Below are 18,171 nucleotides of genomic sequence, written 5' to 3' on the forward strand. Positions count from 1 at the left end.
AATGATGGCGGTGTCAGCCTTGCTGTTGCGGAGTGTGACGGGAACAACACCAGGCGATGCTTGGAATGCTGCATTTACTCGCCTCTACGTCGCAGAAAAGTGTAGCGCTTAACCGTATAACACCTACCTTCAAATAACAAACTTAGGTAGTATCATTCGCCTACCTTCCCTGTCCCAACCTGAAAGCGTATTGGATCTTATGGATCACCCTTTAATCCTGTTGCTGTTATTACCCGCTGTGGGTGCTTGCGTCCTGGCATTGTTGCCTGATGAACGCCCCGGCCTGATTCGTTATACAGCCATTACCGTGGCGTTAGTAACCTTTGTTTATGCGGTTGGTTTAACCAGCCAGATGGATTTCGCCAAGGCTGCGACCCAGTTGGACACCAGCGTGGTGTGGAATGAGCAATTGGGTACGTCTTTTTCGCTGGGCGTTGATGGCTTGTCCTTTCCGCTGGTCTTGCTGACCACACTGTTGGTGCTGATGGCCTTGCTGGCTTCGCACATGATTACGCATCACGTCAAAGGCTATTACCTGTTAATGCTGTTGCTGGAAGCGGCTACGCTGGGGGTGTTCATCGCGCAGGACTGGGGTTTGTTCTACGTGTTCTGGGAACTGGTGCTGATTCCGTTGTTTTTTCTGATCGACCGCTGGGGTGGTAAAAATCGTCAGACTGCCGCATTGAATTTCGTGCTGTATACCATGGGCGGCTCGGTTTTCATGTTGTTGGCCTTGTTGGTGCTATTCGATGCTACGCCGCAGCATTCCTTCACGTTTGCGGCCATGGCGCAAGGGGCGAAGGGTTTGAGTACTGCCGAACAAGTGCTGATTTTCGGGGGATTGTTGATTGGTTTGGGGGTAAAAATACCGCTGTTCCCGCTGCATGGCTGGTTGCCGCTGGCGCACGTGGAAGCACCTAGCCCGGTGAGTATTTTGCTGTCCGGTATCCTGTTGAAAATGGGGGCGTATGGCTTGTTGCGGGCGATTGATAGCTTGCCTGCTGCTGCGCTTGCCCTGCAAGGCTTGCTGTTTGCATTGGGGGTAATTGGTTTGATTTACGGCGGCCTGTTGGCGTGGCGGCAAAGCGATATGAAAAAAATGATCGCGTATTCGTCGGTGAGCCACATGGGGGTGGTGTTGATGGGTATTTCCACCCTGAATGTCCACGGCATGACTGGGGCGGTTTACCAGATGGTGGCGCATGGTCTGGTGGCGGGCGCAACCTTCATGCTGATCGGCTTGCTGTATGAGCGTACCCATACCCGCGACATTAATGATTACGGCTCGCTGATCAAGGTGACACCGCGTTTTGCCTTCCTGATTATTCTGGCGTTTGTGGGGGGGGTAGGCTTGCCGAGTACCGCCGGGTTTGTGGCGGAATTGCATGTGCTAATCGGTGGTTTTGAGCGCTGGGGCTGGCCTATCGTGCTGTTGTCACTGGGCGTGCTGATTACCGCAACTTACAGCCTCCGCACCGTCAAGCAGCTTTACACCGGCCCGGTACGGCTGGACATGCAACAGGTGGAAGACCTGCGTCCGTTGGAAATGCTGGCGGCGGGTGGCCTGATTGCTGGTACGTTTTTACTGGGCTTTTACCCCGCGCCCTTGCTGCACATGGTGGATATGTCGGTGCAACAACTCATTAGCCACTTTGCACTGGAAACCATGGCGCAGGTTTCAGGGGGTAATCTGTGAGTCAAAACCATCAGGCATACCACGAACAGTTGCGAGAAGCCATTGCCGCGCTGGATGCGGTGTTACCGATTCAGGCACCGTTGCAGGATTTTGTGCATTTTAACCCGCTGGTGAATTACGAACATTTGCCATTTGCGGAGGCGTTACGCGCTGCCCATGCCGACAGTGGTTCACTGGGTTATTTGCCTGCTAGCGACTACCAACGTTTTTTCCGGGAAGGGCGCATTAGCCGTCATGATATTTTTAGCGTACTGGCGGGCGAACCGGACAAGTTCGCTGACCGCGAGATTTACCTCACTGTGCTGGCGACTGAGATCAAGGCGATCAGTTTCCAGCAAATGCGTTGGCAGGTGGAAGAAAACCACGCGCTGGAACGCTTTCAGGCAGACGTGGCCTTCGAGCAACGTGACAAACTGCTGGAAGCTGCCGGGCAGGATGAAGCCACTGCCATCCGCGCCCTGTGGGAAACCTGTTTGCAAAAGCTGGAGCTTCAATACGACTTGCCGCACCCGGAAGCCCTGCTGAACTTGCGCCTCACCGACATTAATGGCATCTGGGATCAGATCAAGCAGCAAGGCCAGATCGGTGCCAGCATCCCGGATGCGGAAAGCTTCATCCATGCCGAAAGCCGTCACCTGTTGCACCACTTGCTGGATCAGGTGGGTGAAACCCTGACCCTGCGTGGCCTGTTACACAAGCTGGTGAATGTCGATGTCATGGAGAAACTGCTGCCCTTGCTGGATCGTCATCTGGCAAGCTGGCTGGATCAGGGGATAGCAGGGTTGAGAGCAAGCGGGGAGGGTTTCTATGCCTACTGGCGCGAAGCTACTTTGCATGACATCACCCTGACGCTGGAGGGGATGGATGATTGGGAAGATTACCTGTGTTCCCTGCACGATGACCCACTGGAAACTATCCATCAGGAATTGATGCGCATCGGTATCGACCGCCAGCACTGGGGCGGCTACCTGCGGGTATTGGCGCTGGAACTGCCGGGCTGGTCGGGTATGTTCAACTGGCGCTCGAAAAACCCCGGTTATGACGGGTTGTCAGCGCCTGTCAGCATGGCAGATTACCTCGCGGTCAGGCTGGTGCTGGAACACCTGTATTGCCGTCAATACACCAGCGAACACTGGAAAATCAATGCCAGTACTACCAACTTGCGCGGCTATTTTCACCAGCATCAGGACGAGTTTTTTGTTCGCTACCACGCTTACAACACTACCTTGCCGGAATTCTTGCAGCAGCTTGCCCAGCAGTTTCTGGTGAGTGAGGAGGACATCCTGCCGCAAGACTGGCATCAGCTTGCTCACCAGATTCTGACGTGGAGCCTTGCGCCGCAAACGGTTATCCCGGTCGGCACGGACATCTACCGCAAGGCATGGCGTTTGTTCCATCTGGCGCAACATTTGGCGCTGGATGCTGCCAGTGTTGCCCAACTGGAACCACAACGGATCAAGCGCTTGCTGGCGATTTTGGAGGAGCTGGATGACCCTAACACCAGCGGCTACCTGTGGCTGCAAGCCTATGAGCACCACTATCAGGAAGAAATCTTCAGTGCAGTGCTGAACAAGCACGCCGATGAGGCGCCTTCCGCTCTTTCTGCCCCGCCTGCTGCCCAACTGATTTTTTGCATGGATGACCGCGAGGAAAGCGTGCGCCGCCATCTGGAGGAAATCGCCCCTGATCTCGAAACCTTGGGCGCTGCGGGCGTTTTCGGCTTGCCCAATAACTGGCGCGGGCTGGATGCGCCTGCCCCGCTCAAGCTGGCACAGCCGACGGTGACCGCAGTACACGAACTTCACGAAATCCCGGATAGCAGCGCTGAACCCCAGTTACCCGCGCACCAACGCCGCCAGCGTTTCCTCAACAGGCTGAAAGGGCTGAAAAATTACTGGATGCGTCGCAGTGTGTTGGGAACGGCCTTAGCTTTGCCGTTGCTTGCGCCGTTTGCGCTGCTGGAATTGCTGGGGCGTGGTTTGATGCCAGCGGCTTACCAGCGTTTCATAAGCAAGTGGCAACACAAGGCCAGTCTGCCCCTGCAAACCCGCGTGGCTTACAATGCTACCGAGGTGTTGGAATGCCCTAGCAAGGAACACAACCAGATCGGTTTGAGTGCAGCAGAAAAGGTCGCCAAAGTTGCGGCTTTCCTCAAGTTGACGGGGTTCATCAGCGGGTTCGCACCCTTGGTGGTGTTGATGGCGCACCGTTCACGCCATTTGAATAATCCGCATATTCTTGGTTATGGCTGCGGGGCGTGCAGCGGGCGTTTCGGGGGGCCGAATGCGCGGGCGTTTGCGGGGATGTGTAATGAGCCGGAAGTGCGCACTCAGTTGCTTGAACAACACGGCATCCACATGCCTGAAGGTTGCTGGTTTATGGCCAGTGAACACGACACCACTAGCGATGACATCGACTGGTTTGATACGGATCTGATTCCCGCCAGCCATCAGGCGGTGTTCGAGCGGGTGCAACAAGCGACCGAGCAGGCCGCCCGCCAGTCAGCGCAGGAACGTTGCCGCAAGTTTGCCTCTGCCCACCCGCAGTTGACCCCGGAAAAGGCCAAGCGTCATGTGGAAGGCCGTGCCGCTTCCCCCGATCAGGTGCGTGCCGAGCTGGGGCATCAAGGCTGTGCTGTGGCATTCATCGGGCCGCGCAGTTTGAGTAAAGGGGTATTTTGGGATCGGCGTTCCTTCCTGATTTCCTATGACCCGCAGCATGACTCGGAAGGCAAGCTGCTGGAAGCGCAATTGAATGGCAATGGCGTGGTCGGGGTCGGTATTCAGATGGATTATTATTTTTCGCGGATGCAAAGCGGTTACTTCGGTTCCGGTAGCAAGGCGACCCATAACCTGACGGGAATGTTTGGGGTGATGGAAGGTGGTTCCAGCGATTTGCGTACTGGGCTTGCTCAGCAAATGGTGGAGTTACATGAGCCGATGCGGCTGCTGGTGATTGTGGAGGCGGAACTGGCAACACTGGGGGTGATTCACCGGCGCGACGCTTACCTACGGCAGTTGTTGGATAATGGCTGGGTGTTGCTGGCGGTAAAGCCACCGGCGCGTAATGAAATTTATGTGTTTCAGCCCGGGCAGGGGTTTGTGCAATGGCAGGGGACGGTGCATCCCTTGCCGCAAGTGCAGCATTCGCAGGAGTGGTACGCCGGGCATCATGGGCATTTGTCGCCTGCGGCAGTGCGCGGGATGGCGGAGGTGAATCATGCCTGAAGTGATGTTGTTGCTGATTCCCGGTTTGCCCTTGCTGGCGGCGTTGTTGATGGTGTTGGATCGTTTGTTCGGCTGGAGCAAGCGCGATGGGTGTGAACGTTTCACGGCGCGTTTGTTACAGGCAGCGGGTAGCCTGAGTTTGTTGCTGGTGTTGTGGGCGGATGTGGATTATTGGCTGTTGGGAAGCCGTCATGTGCTGGTGTTGCCTTGGCTGCACAGCGGCCTGTATAGCGCTAGCATCAGCTTTATGCTCGACCCGTTGGCGCTGAGCATGGCAACGCTGGTGGGGCTTATTGCCTTGCTGGTGACGCGCTTTTCGGTGGCTTATTTGCATCGGGAGGCAGGCTTTCAGCGCTTTTTCATGGTGATGGCGCTGTTCACGGCGGCGATGCAATCGATTGCGCTTTCCGGCAGTGCCTTGCTGGCCTTTGTGGGCTGGGAATTGGCGGGGGTAAGTTCTTACCTGCTGATCGCTTACAACTGGCAAAGCCGCACGGCAGCCACGAGTGCAACCCGTGCGTTTGTGACCAACCGGATGGGGGATGCCGGGTTTTTGTTGGGAATGTTCATGGCCTTTACGCTGTTCCGTACCACCGAATGGGATGTGATGCTGGTGGCGCAACCGGAGACCTCCAGCTTGTTGGTGGGGGTGCTGGCACTGGGCTTTATCGCGGCAGCTTTGGTGAAGTCGGCGCAATTTCCGTTTTCGGCGTGGATTACGCGGGCGCTGGAAGGCCCAACGCCTTCAAGTACGGTGTTTTATGGCTCACTCATGGTTCATGCGGGGATTTTCCTGTTACTGCGGATTCATCCCTTACTGGAACAAGCGCCGGTGCTGCAATGGTTGTTGCTGGTGGTGGGGCTTCTGACGGTGTTGTATGGCAGGCTGGGTGGGATGGTGCAAACCGACATCAAAACCTCGCTGATGTTTGCAACCTTGGCACAAACTGGCCTGATGCTGGTGGCGATTAGCTTTGGTTGGTATACGCTGGCGTTGGTGCATTTGTTGTTGCACGCGGTGTGGCGGGCTTACCAGTTTCTGCATTCGCCGTCTTTTGCATTGCACACGCAATGGCAGCCTGCACCGGCGGCTCCAGCGTGGCTGGGCAAGCAGCGCTGGTTGCACAATGCAGCCTTGCAACGTTTCTGGCTGGATCCGCTGGCAGATTGGTTGCTGGTAAAGCCGACCTTGGCCTTGTCGCAGGAAGCACAGGTGTTCGATGGGCAAATCCTCGACAAGCTCAGTGGTACGCCGGGGACGCACAGTAGTATTGAAACGCTGGCGGATATGCAGGCATTGCAACAAGGGCGTTTGCGGGTGGAAAGCAGCATCGGCGTGGGTTCAGGGGTGTTCGGCAAGCTGATGCAGTGGGTGGCGGAACATTTGGAGTGGTTTGAAAACCGTCTGCTGTTGCAACAGGATGGCGGTAAAGCCAAAACCTTGTTGGATCGGCTGGGGCATTATATCGACAGGGTTGAGCGCTTATTGACCCAGCCGCGTTATCTGGTGTTACTGATTATGGCGACACTGGTGGTCATCTTCCGAGGGTAGTGTGCAATGAACTTTTCCGAGATAGCGGCTAATACGCCCTTGCTGACAATCTTGCAATTGTTGCCCTTTCTGACTGGCTTGGTGTTGGTGTGGGTGCGGGGCAATGCCGCCGTCGCGTTGGGGGGCATCATGTCGTTGGCACAGGTGTTTCTGGCGATCAATCTGTATGCGAAATTTGATGTTCACCAACCTGCGGGGGTGATGCAGTTTGCCGAAAGTGTGCAGATTCTGGGGGCTTTTCACTACCACGCGGCGGTGGATGGCATCAGTGTGATGTTTGTGTTGCTGACCAGCCTGATCAGCTTGCTGAGTGTGGCCTTCATTCTGGTGATGCGCTTGCATGAGAGTTTGATGCTGGCGGTGATGATGATGCTTCAGGCCGTGGTGACCAGCCAGTTTGTGACGGTGGATTTGCTGTGGTTTACCAGCATGTCTTGCCTCGAAATGCTGCTGGTGGGGTATTTGATTAAACGTTGGCCGACATCGAATGATGTGCAGCCTGCGCTGGCGCGTTACCTGCAATTCATGACGGTGAGTTTGTTGCTGATGGTGTTCGGGACGCTGGTGCTGGGTTGGAATTACGCAGATGCCACGGGGGGGCGCTGGAGCTTCAGTTTGTATGAGTTGGCGAAACTCGGTTTCGGCAAGCATGACATGGTGGGGACGCTGGTGTTTTTCGCACTGTTTTATGCGCTGGCCATACGGATTCCGCTGTTCCCGTTCCACGGCTGGTTGCCGGGCTTTATGTTGCACGGCAATGTGGCGGTGGCACCGATTTATTTGCTGGGCTTGAAAGTCGGGGTGTACGGTTTGTTGCGCTTTGTGTTCCCGATTTTGCCGAATGCGGTGTGGGAATGGCATGTGGTGGCGACGGCCTTTGCGGCTACTGGGGTGTTTTACGCGGCGTTTTTGGCGATGCGTCAACAGACGCTGCGGGAATTGCTGGCGTTTGCGGTGATCAGCCATACCGGGATTTTGACGATTGGATTATTCAGCTTGCACCGGATGGCGTTGCAAGGCGCGGTGTTGTTGGCGCTGAATTTTGGCTTGGCGATTACCGGCTTGCTGCTGATGACGGGGATGGTGTGGCAGCGTACCCGCACGACGCGGCTGAGTAAGCTGGGTGGCTTGCTGGATTATATTCCTATCGTGGGTTTGGCGTTTTTGGTGGCGGGTCTGGCGATTGTGGGGATGCCGGGGACACCGGGGTTTGATGCGGTGCATTTTGTGCTGGAAGGTTCGATCAAAAGTTTCGGGGCAGTGGTGACGGTGGCGGCAGCGCTGGGCAATCTGGTGGCGGCTGGCTTTTTGTTACGGGCTTTCCAACAGGCATTTTTGGCAACGCCGGGGGTGGATACCCGACGTTGGGATACTAACCCGGCTTATCCGGCTGAGCAGTTGATGGCGGGCATTGTGATGTTGGTGACGGTGGCGGTGGGTTTCTACTCTGCGCCGTGGATTGCGTTAATTGAGCAACCGATCAGTGGTTTGGCTGGGGTGTTTAGCGAATACGTCGGCACTGTACAGGGAGTGGGACATTGATGGTGAATCTAACGGGAACGGCTTTTCCGTGGTTGAGTTTGCTGGTGCTGATGTTGCCACTGGGGGCGTTGCTGACGGCGATGATGCCGGGTAAAGAGGCACGTTTGGCGGCGTTGACTACGGCGTTGCTGGCCTTGGGGGTTACGCTGGTGATTTTGGCGGGGTTTGACCCGCAGCAGACGGGCTTCCAGTTTGTGGAAAAAACCGCGTGGATGCCGAGTCTGGGGATTGCTTATTTCATGGGGGTGGATGGGCTGTCGGTACTGTTTTTGCCGTTTACGGCCTTGCTGTTTGTCGGGGTGATTCTGGCGTCGTGGAATGCGATTCGTACCCTGCCGCGTTTGTATTTCGCGCTGTTGCTGGTGCTGGAATGTACCATGATGGGGATTTTTACCTCGCTGGATACCATCCTGTTTTTCCTGTTTTGGGAAATGACCTTGCTGCCGCTGTTTTTCCTGATCAGCTTGTGGGGTAGTGGGGCGAACCGGCGTTATGCGGGGGTGAAGTACAGCTTGTTTATGCTGGCGGGGGGCTTGCCGATTCTGTTGGGTTTCGTGTTGCTGGCGCTCCATAATTCCACGGGCATGAGCTTTTCCTATACCGAGTTGTTGCAGGGAAGCCGTAGTAAAGAGATTCAGGTGGCGGTGTTTTTCCTGCTACTGGTGGGGTTCGGGGTGAAAATACCGTTGTTTCCGCTGCATACGTGGTTGCCGGTGGTGGCGCAGGAAGGCCCTGCGACCACGGTGGCTCTGCTGACGGGGTTGAAAGTGGGGGCGTATGGTTTGTTACGCTTTGGCTTGCCATTAGTGCCAGAGGCGGCGTTGGAGTTCCGCTGGGTTCTGGTGGGGCTGGGGATGATCGGGGTGCTGTATGGAGCGGTGGCGGCGTTGAGTCAAACCAGTTTGCGGCGGATGCTGGCGTTTTCATCCTTGAGTCATGTGGGGCTGGTGGTGCTGGGAATAGCGGCGTTTAGTCCACAGGGGATTCAGGGAGCCGTGTTCCAGTTGTTGAATTTTACCTTGATTGCGGGTGGGCTGTTCTTGCTGACCGGCTTTTTGCATCAACGTACCGGGTCAACGGAATTATTGAGTCTGGGAGGAGTGGCGAAGTCGATGCCGGTGTTGGCGTCGCTGTTCTTCTTCTTGGGGTTGGCGAGTATCGGGATACCGGGTACCAGTGGCTTTCCGGCGGAATTTTTGCTAATCATGAGTGTGCTGGAAACGCATACGGGGGCGGGCTTGGTGGTGTTGTTTGTGGTGATTCTGGGGGCTGCGTATTTCCTCAATTTTTACCGCAAGGCCTTTTGGGGTGAAGCGCGTCACGACATTATCCGTGACGCACCTGACTTGAAGCAGCGGGAACTCGGTGTCCTGTTGCTGATGGGTATACTGGTGCTGGTATTCGGTTTCTACCCACAGGGGATGTTGAATATCACCGAAACCAGCAGCCAGTATTGGGTGAGTCTGATGCTGCCGACGGGATCACCGTGAGTCGCGCACCAGACGGACATAATTGCCAGCGCCTTTGAGGTTGTTGAAGGTTTTACCCTTGGTAAAATCCAGGCTCCATGCATTGGGGTCAGACTGGTTGCCTGACCACACACTTGCAGTAAGCATGTGAGGGAATATCTCAAGATTAATGGCGGGCGAATTGCAATGCTGCTCAACAATACTCTTCAGCTCTGCAAGAGAGGGTAAGTGCCAGTCAGAGTGGTTGGCGAAGCCTCTTTGATTGGCGAGCTGGGTAGTGTTGACGGCTTGTTGCCACTGCATCCGTTCGGCGTGACCGCTTGAGCAATCAGCGCCTCTTTGCCCTTCCAGGCAGATTTTCCACATCAGGCCAGTATGGGTATCCGTAATCGTGCCATCACTGTGGTTACTGAAACGTTGGCTAGGTGTTGAGGGTGGGATATTAGTGTTACAACTCTGCCGTGCCATGACGAGAGAAGCATTGGTGAGCAGCAGGCAGCCGCTCAAAATAAGAGTGAACCTTGTCTTTATCATATTGTTATTTACCAAGCAAGCTATTTGTGAAATCTATTGATATACGTCAGAAGTGTTTATTAATCAATCTTTGAGTCGTATATTTAATCAAATTGGTTCAAATTGATAAATTAAATCTATCACTAATTGTTTCGCTGCGTAAGTATCATTTATGAGTGATGCCTGAATACAACCTAGTATTATCCCTTAACCCTGATTATCAACTCAGCGTTAAAAGTGCTTCGATGAAAGTTAGTTGATCTTCATGATGCACATCTACTGTAATAGGCGCATTGACATCCTCCCCGCCCTAAAGGGCGAGGATTCCTCCTGCGAGACGGCTATGCCCAGCCGCGAGAATGTTGCGGGCTGCATTGACATCTCTGTCGTGCAGCGTGCCACAATCGGCACACATCCATTCCCTTATTCCAAGCCCTGCTCTACCTTTCGGACTGTTGACGGAAAGACTGCCGCAACACGAACACGTCTGGGTACTGTACGCTTCGTTGACTTCTGCAAACACCACTGACCGCGCTATCGCTTTGTATTTCAGTTGGGTTTTGAGCATGAACCAGCCTGCATCCAAGACGCTTTTAGCCATCGTGGTTTTTGCTAGGCCAGCACTGCTGACGTTGCCGACGAATATAGCACCGTGCTGTTGCACCAGTGCGGTGGTGAATTTGTGGGTATCGTCCTTGCGTTGGTGTTTGATTTTGGCATGAATCGCTTTCACGCGCCGTTTTTGTTTGGCACGTTGGGCTTTGCCGAGCTTCACTTCAAGATTTCGGTAACGCTGCTGGCGTTCCAACACCGTGCCATCACTACAGACTGTCCCATACCTTGAAAAAATGCTTGTTATAGCGAACTTGTCCGTCTTTCCAAACCGCCGCACCCGACTTGAAGGGAATCCAGCCCAACGAACGTTGGGAGCCACCGGAAATCCGCCAGCGCAATTTGTCTTTTTTGAACTGTTTGCGGGCTTTCGCGTGTGCCTCAGTGACTTCTTGCACGGTTTGCGAATGCAGGGTGAAGCCGCGCTCTTTTTTGTACGCTGCCTGCTGTTTGGCTAAGTCGAAGGCGGTGATGTTACTGCGCACCCAACCTACCCCGGGAATGGGAATGTTGCTGTATTCTGCCGTGTAAGCATTGGCGAAATTCCACACCTGATTGCACTCAAACGCCCACTGGCGCAACACCGGCGCGTGTTTATCGCGGATGCGGACTTGGAGCGTTTTCAAGGTGGTGGCGATAGGGTTCATGCGATAGAGTGTAGCGGCATGACGGCAAAAAACCACTGGGTGGACGACGTTTCATCAGAGAAAGCCGAAAACGCTTATATCCCCGCCCTGAAGGACGAGGTTTTACGCGATTACTGATAACGTTAGCAAACGTAACAGAAGGTAACATAATGGGTATGATTGTTCCGTCACTGGCTCAGTGGCTGGAAACGTCGGGAGTGCTGGATGCGTCCGGTATCTTCGTCACGGGTACAGATACGGGGGTGGGTAAAACCCACGTGGGCGTGCTATTGATTCACACTTTGCGGGTATTGGGGCGTACTGTCATTCCGCGCAAGCCAGTGGAATCAGGTTGGCTGGAAGATAGTGGCGCAACTGATGCCGCTCAGTTGGCACAGGCTGCCGGGGTGACGCTGGACAGTCGTGTTTGCCCCTACCATTTTAGGGCGGCACTCGCGCCACCCCGTGCCGCTGATCAGGAAGGGCAAACCTTGCGGATACGTGAGCTTGCGGCAACTTGCCCCGTGCGTTGGGAGAAAGGGCAGTTTTTGCACGTAGAAGGCGCAGGCGGTTTCTATTCCCCGATCGCGCACGACGGGCTAAATGCTGACCTTGCACAAATTCTGGGTTTGCCGGTGGTGTTGGTGGCGGAAGACAAGCTGGGGTGCATTAACCAAGTGCTGCTGACGGCTGAGGCCATCAGGCAACGCCAGCTTAGGCTTGCCGGGGTGATTCTCAATGTTCGTACACCACCGCTGGAGGGGATGGATAACCTCAGTGACTTACAGAAATACCTGCAAGAGCCAGTCGTGCGTTTTCCGTTTGACTCAAGCCATTTCGGGTAAGCCGTGGTTAAAATCAGCGTCACCTGTTTGCCCGTCTTTGCCCTCTTTTGCGCCAAAATTGATTTGCCATTCGAGGTTATTGCGTGAACCGGCGTACTCCAGTGCAATATGCTTGCTGATATGCTTGTCACTGTAAAGCTGATAAAGCGCTTGGTCAAAGGTTTGCATTCCGTCCACGGAGCCTTTGGCGATGATGGTTTTCAGTTCGCCGAATTGCCCGGTGCGGATCAATTCCGCCACATACGGCGTGTTGATCAGCACTTCTGCTGCCAGATGCAAGCCGTCATTGTCATCAGGAATCAGCCGTTGCGCTACAATGCCGCGCAGGTTCAATGACAAATCCATCAATACCCGGTTTTTATTTTCGCTGGGGAACAGGTACAGCATCCGTTCCAGCGCCTGGATCACGTTGGTGGCGTGCAGCGTTGACAATACCAGATGCCCGGTATCGGCAAACCCTAATACCGCATCCATCGTTTCAGTGTCACGTACTTCCCCTACCATGATCATGTTGGGGGCTTCGCGCATCGCTTCGCGCATCGCATTGGCGTAACTGAGGGTATCAAATCCGACTTCACGCTGCCCGATAATCGACTTGCTGTGGCGGAAGGTGTACTCAATCGGGTCTTCGATGGTCAAGATATGCCCATAGTGGTTTTCATTGCGGTACTGGATCAGCGAGGCCATTGAGGTGGATTTGCCAGAGCCGGTAGAACCTACAAACAGCAACATACCTTCCTTTTGCATCACCAGTTTTTTCAGCACTTCAGGCAGTTTGAGTTCTTCGGGTTTGCGGATGTCGGAACGGATGTGGCGGATGACCATCGACACTTCGCCGCGCTGAAAATAGAAGTTCATGCGGAAGCGCCCGATGCCTTTCAGCGAAAACCCTTTGTTTAGTTCGCGGTCGGTGAAAAAGGCTTCGATTTCGGTGGCCGTGAGGATTTCTTCAGCTAACTGACGAATATTGCCCGGTTTCATCGGTTCGCGGCTGATGCGTCGTAATTGTCCGCGTACCTTGATGGTGGCGTGTGCACCCGTGGTCAAATACAGGTCGGATGCGCCCTGTTTCACCATCATGTTCAGCAGTGGGGTAATGCGCAGGTCGGCTTCGGTCATGATGGTCATTAGTTGGCGTTCTCCATGGGTTCAATGGTGAGGTCGTCCAGACCCTTGAAAAAGTCGTTGTCTTGGGCAAAGCGGCTTTCCAGTTTGAGGCGCAGGCGTAGGTCATTTTGGGAATCAGCATGGCGCAAGGCTTCTTTCACGGTAATCTGGCGGGCTTCGATCAGGTCAAACAGGGCTTGGTCGAAAGTACGCATCCCGTGTTCGCGGGATTTGGAGGTGAGTACTTTCATCCCCGGTACGTCGCCTTTGAGGATTAGATCAGCCATCAGCGGGGTATTGATCACCACTTCCACGGCAGCTAAACGCCCTTCGCCCTTGGCTTTGCGCACCAGCCGTTGTGATACCACGGCTTTCAGGTTGAGGGATAAATCCATCAATAACTGGTTGCGGCGTTCTTCCGGGAAAAAGTTGATGATGCGGTCAATGGCTTGGTTGGAACTATTGGCGTGTAAGGTCGTCAGGCACAGATGCCCGGTTTCAGCATAGGCAATCGCGTAATCCATCGACTCGCGGTCACGGATTTCCCCGAGCAGGATGACGTCGGGTGCTTGCCGCAGGGTGTTCTTCATGGCTATTTCGTAATTGGCAGTATCGACCCCGATTTCCCGTTGGGTAATCAGGCAGCCTTTGTGCTGGTGGACAAATTCAATCGGGTCTTCAATGGTAATGATATGACCCTTGGAATGGGTATTGCGGAAGTCGACCATCGACGCCAGCGTGGTGGATTTACCCGAGCCGGTCGCACCAACCATGATCACCAGCCCGCGTTTGGTCATGGCGATGTCGCGTAATACCGGCGGTAGCCCCAAGTCTTTCAGGCCGGGTATATGGCTGGGAATATGCCGCAGCACCATGCCTGCACAACCACGCTGGGTGAAGGCATTCACCCGGAAACGTGCCTTGCCGGGCAGGCTGATGGAAAAGTTACATTCCATCTCTTCCTCAAACTGTTTGAGCTGGCGGTCATTCATGATGGCACGTACCAACATGCGGGCATTTTGCTCATTCAATGCCTGTGTGGTCAGTGGCAGCATTTCGCTGGCAATTTTGGCGGAAGGCGCGGCATCCGCCGTGATATACAAGTCGGAAGCGTTTTTTTCCAACATGGTGGCCAGCAATTTGTGGACATAGCTGACGGCGGCATCGCGATCCATAATCTACCTCTGCTTAAATGGAGTCCGGGTTGTCGGCTTTGCGGCGGGCGGTTTCCCGATCGACTAGCCCTTTCAGCACCAGATTTTTGAGTGACTGGTCAAGGGTTTGCATCCCATCACTTTGCCCGGTTTGCATTGCGGAGCGCATTTGTGCAATTTTGTTTTCGCGGATCAGGTTACGTACTGCACGTGTGCCGATGAGGATTTCGTGTGCTGCTACCCGTCCGCCGCCTTTTTTCTTCAGCAGGGTTTGGGAGATGACCGCTTGCAGGGATTCGGAAAGCATCGAACGCACCATTTCCTTTTCCGCTGCCGGGAATACGTCGACAATACGGTCGATGGTTTTGGGGGCGGAAGTGGTGTGCAAGGTACCGAACACCAAATGCCCGGTTTCGGCAGCGGTCAGGGCAAGGCGGATGGTTTCGAGGTCACGCATTTCCCCAACCAGAATGGTGTCCGGGTCTTCACGCAAGGCGGAACGCAAGGCGGCTTCAAAGCCTTTGGTGTCGCGGTGGACTTCCCGTTGGTTGACCAGACTTTTTTTGCTTTCGTGGACAAATTCGATTGGGTCTTCAATGGTGAGGATGTGCCCATAATCGGTATCGTTTTTGTAATCGACCATTGCTGCCAGCGTGGTGGATTTGCCTGAACCTGTGGGTCCCGTCACTAACACCAAACCGCGTGGATTTTCGGAAATTTTGCGGAAAATACCGGGAGCACCGAGTTGGTCGAGCGTCAGTACCTTGCTGGGGATGGTACGGAAGACGGCACCTGCACCACGATTCTGGTTGAAGGCATTGACCCGGAAACGTGCCACGCCGGGGATTTCAAACGAGAAATCGCATTCCCAGTGTTCTTCGTAGTTTTTGCGCTGGTGATCGTTCATGATGTCGTAAACCAATGCGTGTACCTGTTTGTGGTCAAGCACGGGTAGGTTGATCTTGCGCATTTCGCCATCGACACGGATCATCGGTGGCATCCCCCCCGACAAGTGTAAGTCGGAAGCATTGTTTTTGACGCTGAACGCCAGCAGTTGGGTAATATCCATTGTTGTTATTATTCGTGTTGGTTGTTTAGGTCGTTAATTGGTGAGGAAAGTAACACAAATCATGACAATCCATGACAATATCCAGACAATCGGCGAACGCATCCGTGCCGCTGAACAGCGTTTCGGTCGCGAGCAGGGCAGCGTTAGCCTGCTGGCTGTCAGTAAAAAGCATCCAGCCACGAATATCCGTGAGGCGCTTGCTGCGGGGCAGGGTTTGTTTGGCGAGAATTACGTGCAGGAAATGGTTGAAAAATCGGCTGAATTGGCCGATGCCAATATCGAATGGCATTTCATCGGCCCTATCCAGTCCAACAAAACCCGGCTAATTGCAGCAACCGCTCGTTGGGTGCATTCCGTTGATAGTTTCAAGGTGGCAAAACGCCTTAGTGAGCAAAAGCCTGTGGATGCGCCTGCCCTGAATATTTGCTTGCAAGTGAATATCAGTGGCGAAGCCAGCAAGTCCGGGGTGCAAGTGGGGGAATTGCCTGCGCTGGCGGCTGAGGTTGCGGCGTTACCGGGCGTGCGTTTGCGTGGTTTGATGGCGATTCCTGCCCCGGAACATGACTTTGCCCGGCAACGTGCCGTCTTCGCGCAAGTGCGGGAATGTCAGGAAGCGCTGATTGCGCAAGGGTTCGCGCTGGATACCCTGTCGATGGGGATGACGGATGATATGGAGGCGGCGATTGCCGAAGGCGCAAGCATCGTGCGCATTGGTACGGCGATTTTCGGGGTGCGTGAATAGCGCGTGTAGGTCTATTGGCCTTGCAAGGCTGAATAACGCAAGACGTTGAATTTGACAGGTTCAGTGTTCTGGATAATGTTGCCGCTTGCATCACTTAGGACTGCGAACACGCTGTGTTCGCCGCGTTCCACTTCGGTGAGGGCAAAGGATAGCGAGCTACCGGCGGCTACCTGTTTTGCATCCAGATACAGGGTTATGCCATCGCCCGGTTTGAGTTGCGGTTTCAGGGATACAGTGATGGTCACGTTACCTTCGTTGGCGCGGATGGTTTCATCCGCAGTGGGGGCGGTAATCTTGAAATCAGAATAGGTTTCCGCGTCCGCATCTGCTGCTTTTGGGTTTGTTGTTGGTGTGCTGGTGGGCGTGTTTTGTCTGGGGGCAGGGCTATCCGCCACTGTCAGCAACGGCAAGTTCACGGGTTTGGCGGCACTCTGTTTTGGCGGGTTATCGCCATAGACCGTGTTACCGCTGGCGTCTACCCAGCGGTAAATTTCTGCATTCGCAGAAAGCACGGAAAAACCGAGCACCAAGACTAAAAACAGTAAACCGAAGCGCATATATTTCCACGATTGTTGGTTAATACGCTAATGATTCTACTGAAATTAATCAGTGGGGCAGTAAGTGTAGGGATAAACGGCGCGGATTGGCTGCTTGTTGATACCTACAGGAAACGGCTAACCAGAATCATGTCGGTATCCACACCTTCGGGGAGCGGAATGCGCATTTTGTGGCCACTGCCCGGTGCGGTGGTGACGGGAATGCCTTCGAGGTTTTCCATGCGTTCCAGCACCAGTTCGCGGTTACCAGTGGGTAATACCAGTTCCAGCCGGTCGCCGACGCTGAAGCGGTTTTTTACATCCAGCTCGATCCAGCCGTTTTCACGGTCGACATTCATGGCCTCGGCGACGAATTGTTGCTGATGCCCCATCGACGCGCCTTGCATGTAGTTTTGGTAGTCGTGGGTGTGGTGGCGTTCGTAGAAGCCGTCGGTGTAACCCCGGTTGGCAAGGTTTTCCAGCACGCCCAGCAATTTGGGGTCGAATGCACGGCCTGCCAGTGTGTCATCAATGGCTTGCTTGTAAGCCTGCGCGGTGCGAGCAACGTAATAGTGTGACTTGGTGCGGCCTTCGATCTTGAGACAGTCCACGCCGATTTCCGTTAGGCGCTGCACGTGTTCAATGGCACGCAAATCCTTGGAATTCATGATGTAAGTGCCGTGCTCGTCTTCCATTACTGGCATCAACTCGCCGGGGCGGTTGGTTTCTTCGAGGAAGTATACCTTGTCTGCCAGCGGGTGGCGTTCTTGATTGCCACAACTGCCCATGCTTTGTGCCTGATTGAACAAATCCATCGGCAATACTGCTTCTTTGGGGACGAATTTACCTTCAGCGGCTTCTACTGCCTCAGTGGTTTTGTATTCCCAACGGCAGGCGTTGGTGCAAGTGCCTTGGTTCGGGTCGCGGTGGTTGAAGTAACCTGATAGCAGGCAGCGCCCGGAATAGGCGATACACAAGGCGCCGTGGACGAATACTTCCAGTTCCATATCCGGGCATTGCTGGCGGATTTCGGCGATTTCATCCAGCGACAGTTCGCGGGACAAAATGACGCGGGTCAAGCCCAACGCTTTCCAGAATTTCACCGTGGCGTAGTTGACGGTGTTGGCTTGTACCGATAAGTGAATCGGCATTTCTGGCCATTTCTCGCGCACCATCATGATTAAGCCGGGGTCGGCCATGATCAGCGCATCCGGCTGCATCGCAATCACCGGGGCAAGGTCGTGCATGAACGTGCCAATTTTGCTGTTGTGCGGGGAAATATTCGCCGCAACAAAAAACTGCTTGCCTTGGGCGTGCGCTTCCGCAATGCCCACTTCAAGGATGTCGTTCTTGAAGTCGTTGTTGCGCACCCGCAGCGAGTAGCGCGGTTGGCCTGCATACACTGCATCCGCACCGTAGGCGAAGGCGTGGCGCATGGATTTGAGTGTGCCAGCAGGGGCAAGCAATTCAGGGCGTTTCAT

At 54.5% G+C, this 18,171-nt stretch carries 15 protein-coding genes; 7 read left to right on the top strand and 8 right to left on the bottom strand.

Annotated features, from left to right (window positions below; translation table 11 throughout):
* The first annotated feature begins 199 nt into the window (after positions 1-199).
* The 5 genes from J9253_RS18035 to J9253_RS18055 are packed head-to-tail and all read left to right on the top strand — an operon-like array spanning position 200 to position 9,507.
* Complete coding sequence (locus tag J9253_RS18035; RefSeq protein ID WP_210222246.1) at positions 200-1,696, top strand: complex I subunit 4 family protein; 1,497 nt, start codon at positions 200-202, stop codon at positions 1,694-1,696.
* The gene (locus J9253_RS18040; RefSeq protein WP_210222247.1) at positions 1,693-4,923 is read left to right on the top strand and encodes a putative inorganic carbon transporter subunit DabA; all 3,231 of its coding nucleotides are present in this window, start codon (positions 1,693-1,695) and stop codon (positions 4,921-4,923) included. Before J9253_RS18035 ends, J9253_RS18040 begins: the two co-directional genes overlap by 4 nt.
* Positions 4,916-6,475, top strand: a complete 1,560-nt coding sequence (locus J9253_RS18045; protein WP_210222248.1) for a proton-conducting transporter transmembrane domain-containing protein — start codon at positions 4,916-4,918, stop codon at positions 6,473-6,475. Before J9253_RS18040 ends, J9253_RS18045 begins: the two co-directional genes overlap by 8 nt.
* A 6-nt stretch (positions 6,476-6,481) precedes the next feature.
* Positions 6,482-8,017 (top strand): complex I subunit 4 family protein, encoded by a 1,536-nt coding sequence (locus J9253_RS18050; RefSeq protein WP_210222249.1) that lies wholly within the window; start codon positions 6,482-6,484, stop codon positions 8,015-8,017.
* Entirely contained in the window at positions 8,017-9,507 is a 1,491-nt protein-coding gene (locus J9253_RS18055; protein WP_210222250.1) for a complex I subunit 4 family protein, read from the top strand. Before J9253_RS18050 ends, J9253_RS18055 begins: the two co-directional genes overlap by 1 nt.
* Here J9253_RS18055 and J9253_RS18060 read toward each other — a convergent pair.
* From J9253_RS18060 to J9253_RS21390, 3 genes are all read right to left on the bottom strand, one after another.
* Positions 9,499-9,993 (bottom strand): Lcl C-terminal domain-containing protein, encoded by a 495-nt coding sequence (locus J9253_RS18060; protein ID WP_210222251.1) that lies wholly within the window; start codon positions 9,991-9,993, stop codon positions 9,499-9,501. The two genes, J9253_RS18055 and J9253_RS18060, sit on opposite strands and share 9 nt — an antisense overlap.
* Positions 9,994-10,309: 316 nt before the next feature.
* Complete coding sequence (locus tag J9253_RS21385) at positions 10,310-10,810, bottom strand: RNA-guided endonuclease InsQ/TnpB family protein (RefSeq protein ID WP_407701776.1); 501 nt, start codon at positions 10,808-10,810, stop codon at positions 10,310-10,312.
* Positions 10,811-10,820: 10 nt separating this feature from the next.
* Positions 10,821-11,258: a hypothetical protein gene (locus J9253_RS21390; RefSeq protein ID WP_407701777.1), complete on the bottom strand. Its 438-nt coding sequence runs from the start codon at positions 11,256-11,258 to the stop codon at positions 10,821-10,823.
* A 149-nt stretch (positions 11,259-11,407) separates the two neighbouring features.
* Between J9253_RS21390 and bioD the strand changes: the two genes are divergently transcribed.
* Positions 11,408-12,082, top strand: a complete 675-nt coding sequence (bioD, locus tag J9253_RS18070) for a dethiobiotin synthase (protein ID WP_210222252.1) — start codon at positions 11,408-11,410, stop codon at positions 12,080-12,082.
* On the opposite strand, the gene J9253_RS18075 is transcribed toward bioD, so the two are convergent.
* From J9253_RS18075 to J9253_RS18085, 3 genes are read right to left on the bottom strand one after another with little or no spacing between them, the layout of a single operon-like run.
* Positions 12,065-13,210 carry a PilT/PilU family type 4a pilus ATPase gene (locus J9253_RS18075; protein ID WP_210222253.1) on the bottom strand — a complete coding sequence of 382 codons (1,146 nt, stop codon included), beginning with the start codon at positions 13,208-13,210 and terminating at the stop codon, positions 12,065-12,067. The two genes, bioD and J9253_RS18075, sit on opposite strands and share 18 nt — an antisense overlap.
* Positions 13,210-14,364, bottom strand: coding sequence for a PilT/PilU family type 4a pilus ATPase (locus J9253_RS18080; protein ID WP_210222254.1), 1,155 nt, complete (start codon positions 14,362-14,364; stop codon positions 13,210-13,212). Before J9253_RS18080 ends, J9253_RS18075 begins: the two co-directional genes overlap by 1 nt.
* Positions 14,365-14,377: 13 nt before the next feature.
* The gene (locus tag J9253_RS18085) at positions 14,378-15,412 is read right to left on the bottom strand and encodes a type IV pilus twitching motility protein PilT (protein ID WP_210222255.1); all 1,035 of its coding nucleotides are present in this window, start codon (positions 15,410-15,412) and stop codon (positions 14,378-14,380) included.
* 61 nt (positions 15,413-15,473) lie between these two features.
* Between J9253_RS18085 and J9253_RS18090 the strand changes: the two genes are divergently transcribed.
* A complete protein-coding gene (locus J9253_RS18090; RefSeq protein WP_210222256.1) occupies positions 15,474-16,154 on the top strand; it encodes a YggS family pyridoxal phosphate-dependent enzyme in 681 nt (226 codons plus the stop codon).
* An 11-nt stretch (positions 16,155-16,165) separates the two neighbouring features.
* Here the strand turns inward: J9253_RS18090 and J9253_RS18095 are convergent, their stop codons facing one another.
* Both J9253_RS18095 and trhP read right to left on the bottom strand, forming a co-directional pair.
* Positions 16,166-16,711: a DUF4124 domain-containing protein gene (locus J9253_RS18095; RefSeq protein WP_210222257.1), complete on the bottom strand. Its 546-nt coding sequence runs from the start codon at positions 16,709-16,711 to the stop codon at positions 16,166-16,168.
* 104 nt (positions 16,712-16,815) lie between these two features.
* Positions 16,816-18,171, bottom strand: a complete 1,356-nt coding sequence (trhP, locus tag J9253_RS18100; protein ID WP_210222258.1) for a prephenate-dependent tRNA uridine(34) hydroxylase TrhP — start codon at positions 18,169-18,171, stop codon at positions 16,816-16,818.

It is taken from the genome of Thiothrix litoralis (assembly GCF_017901135.1).
Lineage (GTDB): Bacteria > Pseudomonadota > Gammaproteobacteria > Thiotrichales > Thiotrichaceae > Thiothrix > Thiothrix litoralis.

Bases quoted from the DNA above. Each gene is read 5' to 3' on its own strand.
- J9253_RS18035 (WP_210222246.1), top strand. From the start codon at position 200: ATGGATCACCCTTTAATCCTGTTGCTGTTATTACCCGCTGTGGGTGCT.
- J9253_RS18045 (WP_210222248.1), top strand. From the start codon at position 4,916: ATGCCTGAAGTGATGTTGTTGCTGATTCCCGGTTTGCCCTTGCTGGCG.
- J9253_RS18050 (WP_210222249.1), top strand. From the start codon at position 6,482: ATGAACTTTTCCGAGATAGCGGCTAATACGCCCTTGCTGACAATCTTG.
- J9253_RS18055 (WP_210222250.1), top strand. From the start codon at position 8,017: ATGGTGAATCTAACGGGAACGGCTTTTCCGTGGTTGAGTTTGCTGGTG.
- J9253_RS21390 (WP_407701777.1), bottom strand. From the start codon at position 11,258: ATGAACCCTATCGCCACCACCTTGAAAACGCTCCAAGTCCGCATCCGC.
- bioD (WP_210222252.1), top strand. From the start codon at position 11,408: ATGGGTATGATTGTTCCGTCACTGGCTCAGTGGCTGGAAACGTCGGGA.
- J9253_RS18075 (WP_210222253.1), bottom strand. From the start codon at position 13,210: ATGACCATCATGACCGAAGCCGACCTGCGCATTACCCCACTGCTGAAC.
- J9253_RS18080 (WP_210222254.1), bottom strand. From the start codon at position 14,364: ATGGATCGCGATGCCGCCGTCAGCTATGTCCACAAATTGCTGGCCACC.
- J9253_RS18085 (WP_210222255.1), bottom strand. From the start codon at position 15,412: ATGGATATTACCCAACTGCTGGCGTTCAGCGTCAAAAACAATGCTTCC.
- J9253_RS18090 (WP_210222256.1), top strand. From the start codon at position 15,474: ATGACAATCCATGACAATATCCAGACAATCGGCGAACGCATCCGTGCC.
- J9253_RS18095 (WP_210222257.1), bottom strand. From the start codon at position 16,711: ATGCGCTTCGGTTTACTGTTTTTAGTCTTGGTGCTCGGTTTTTCCGTG.
- trhP (WP_210222258.1), bottom strand. From the start codon at position 18,171: ATGAAACGCCCTGAATTGCTTGCCCCTGCTGGCACACTCAAATCCATG.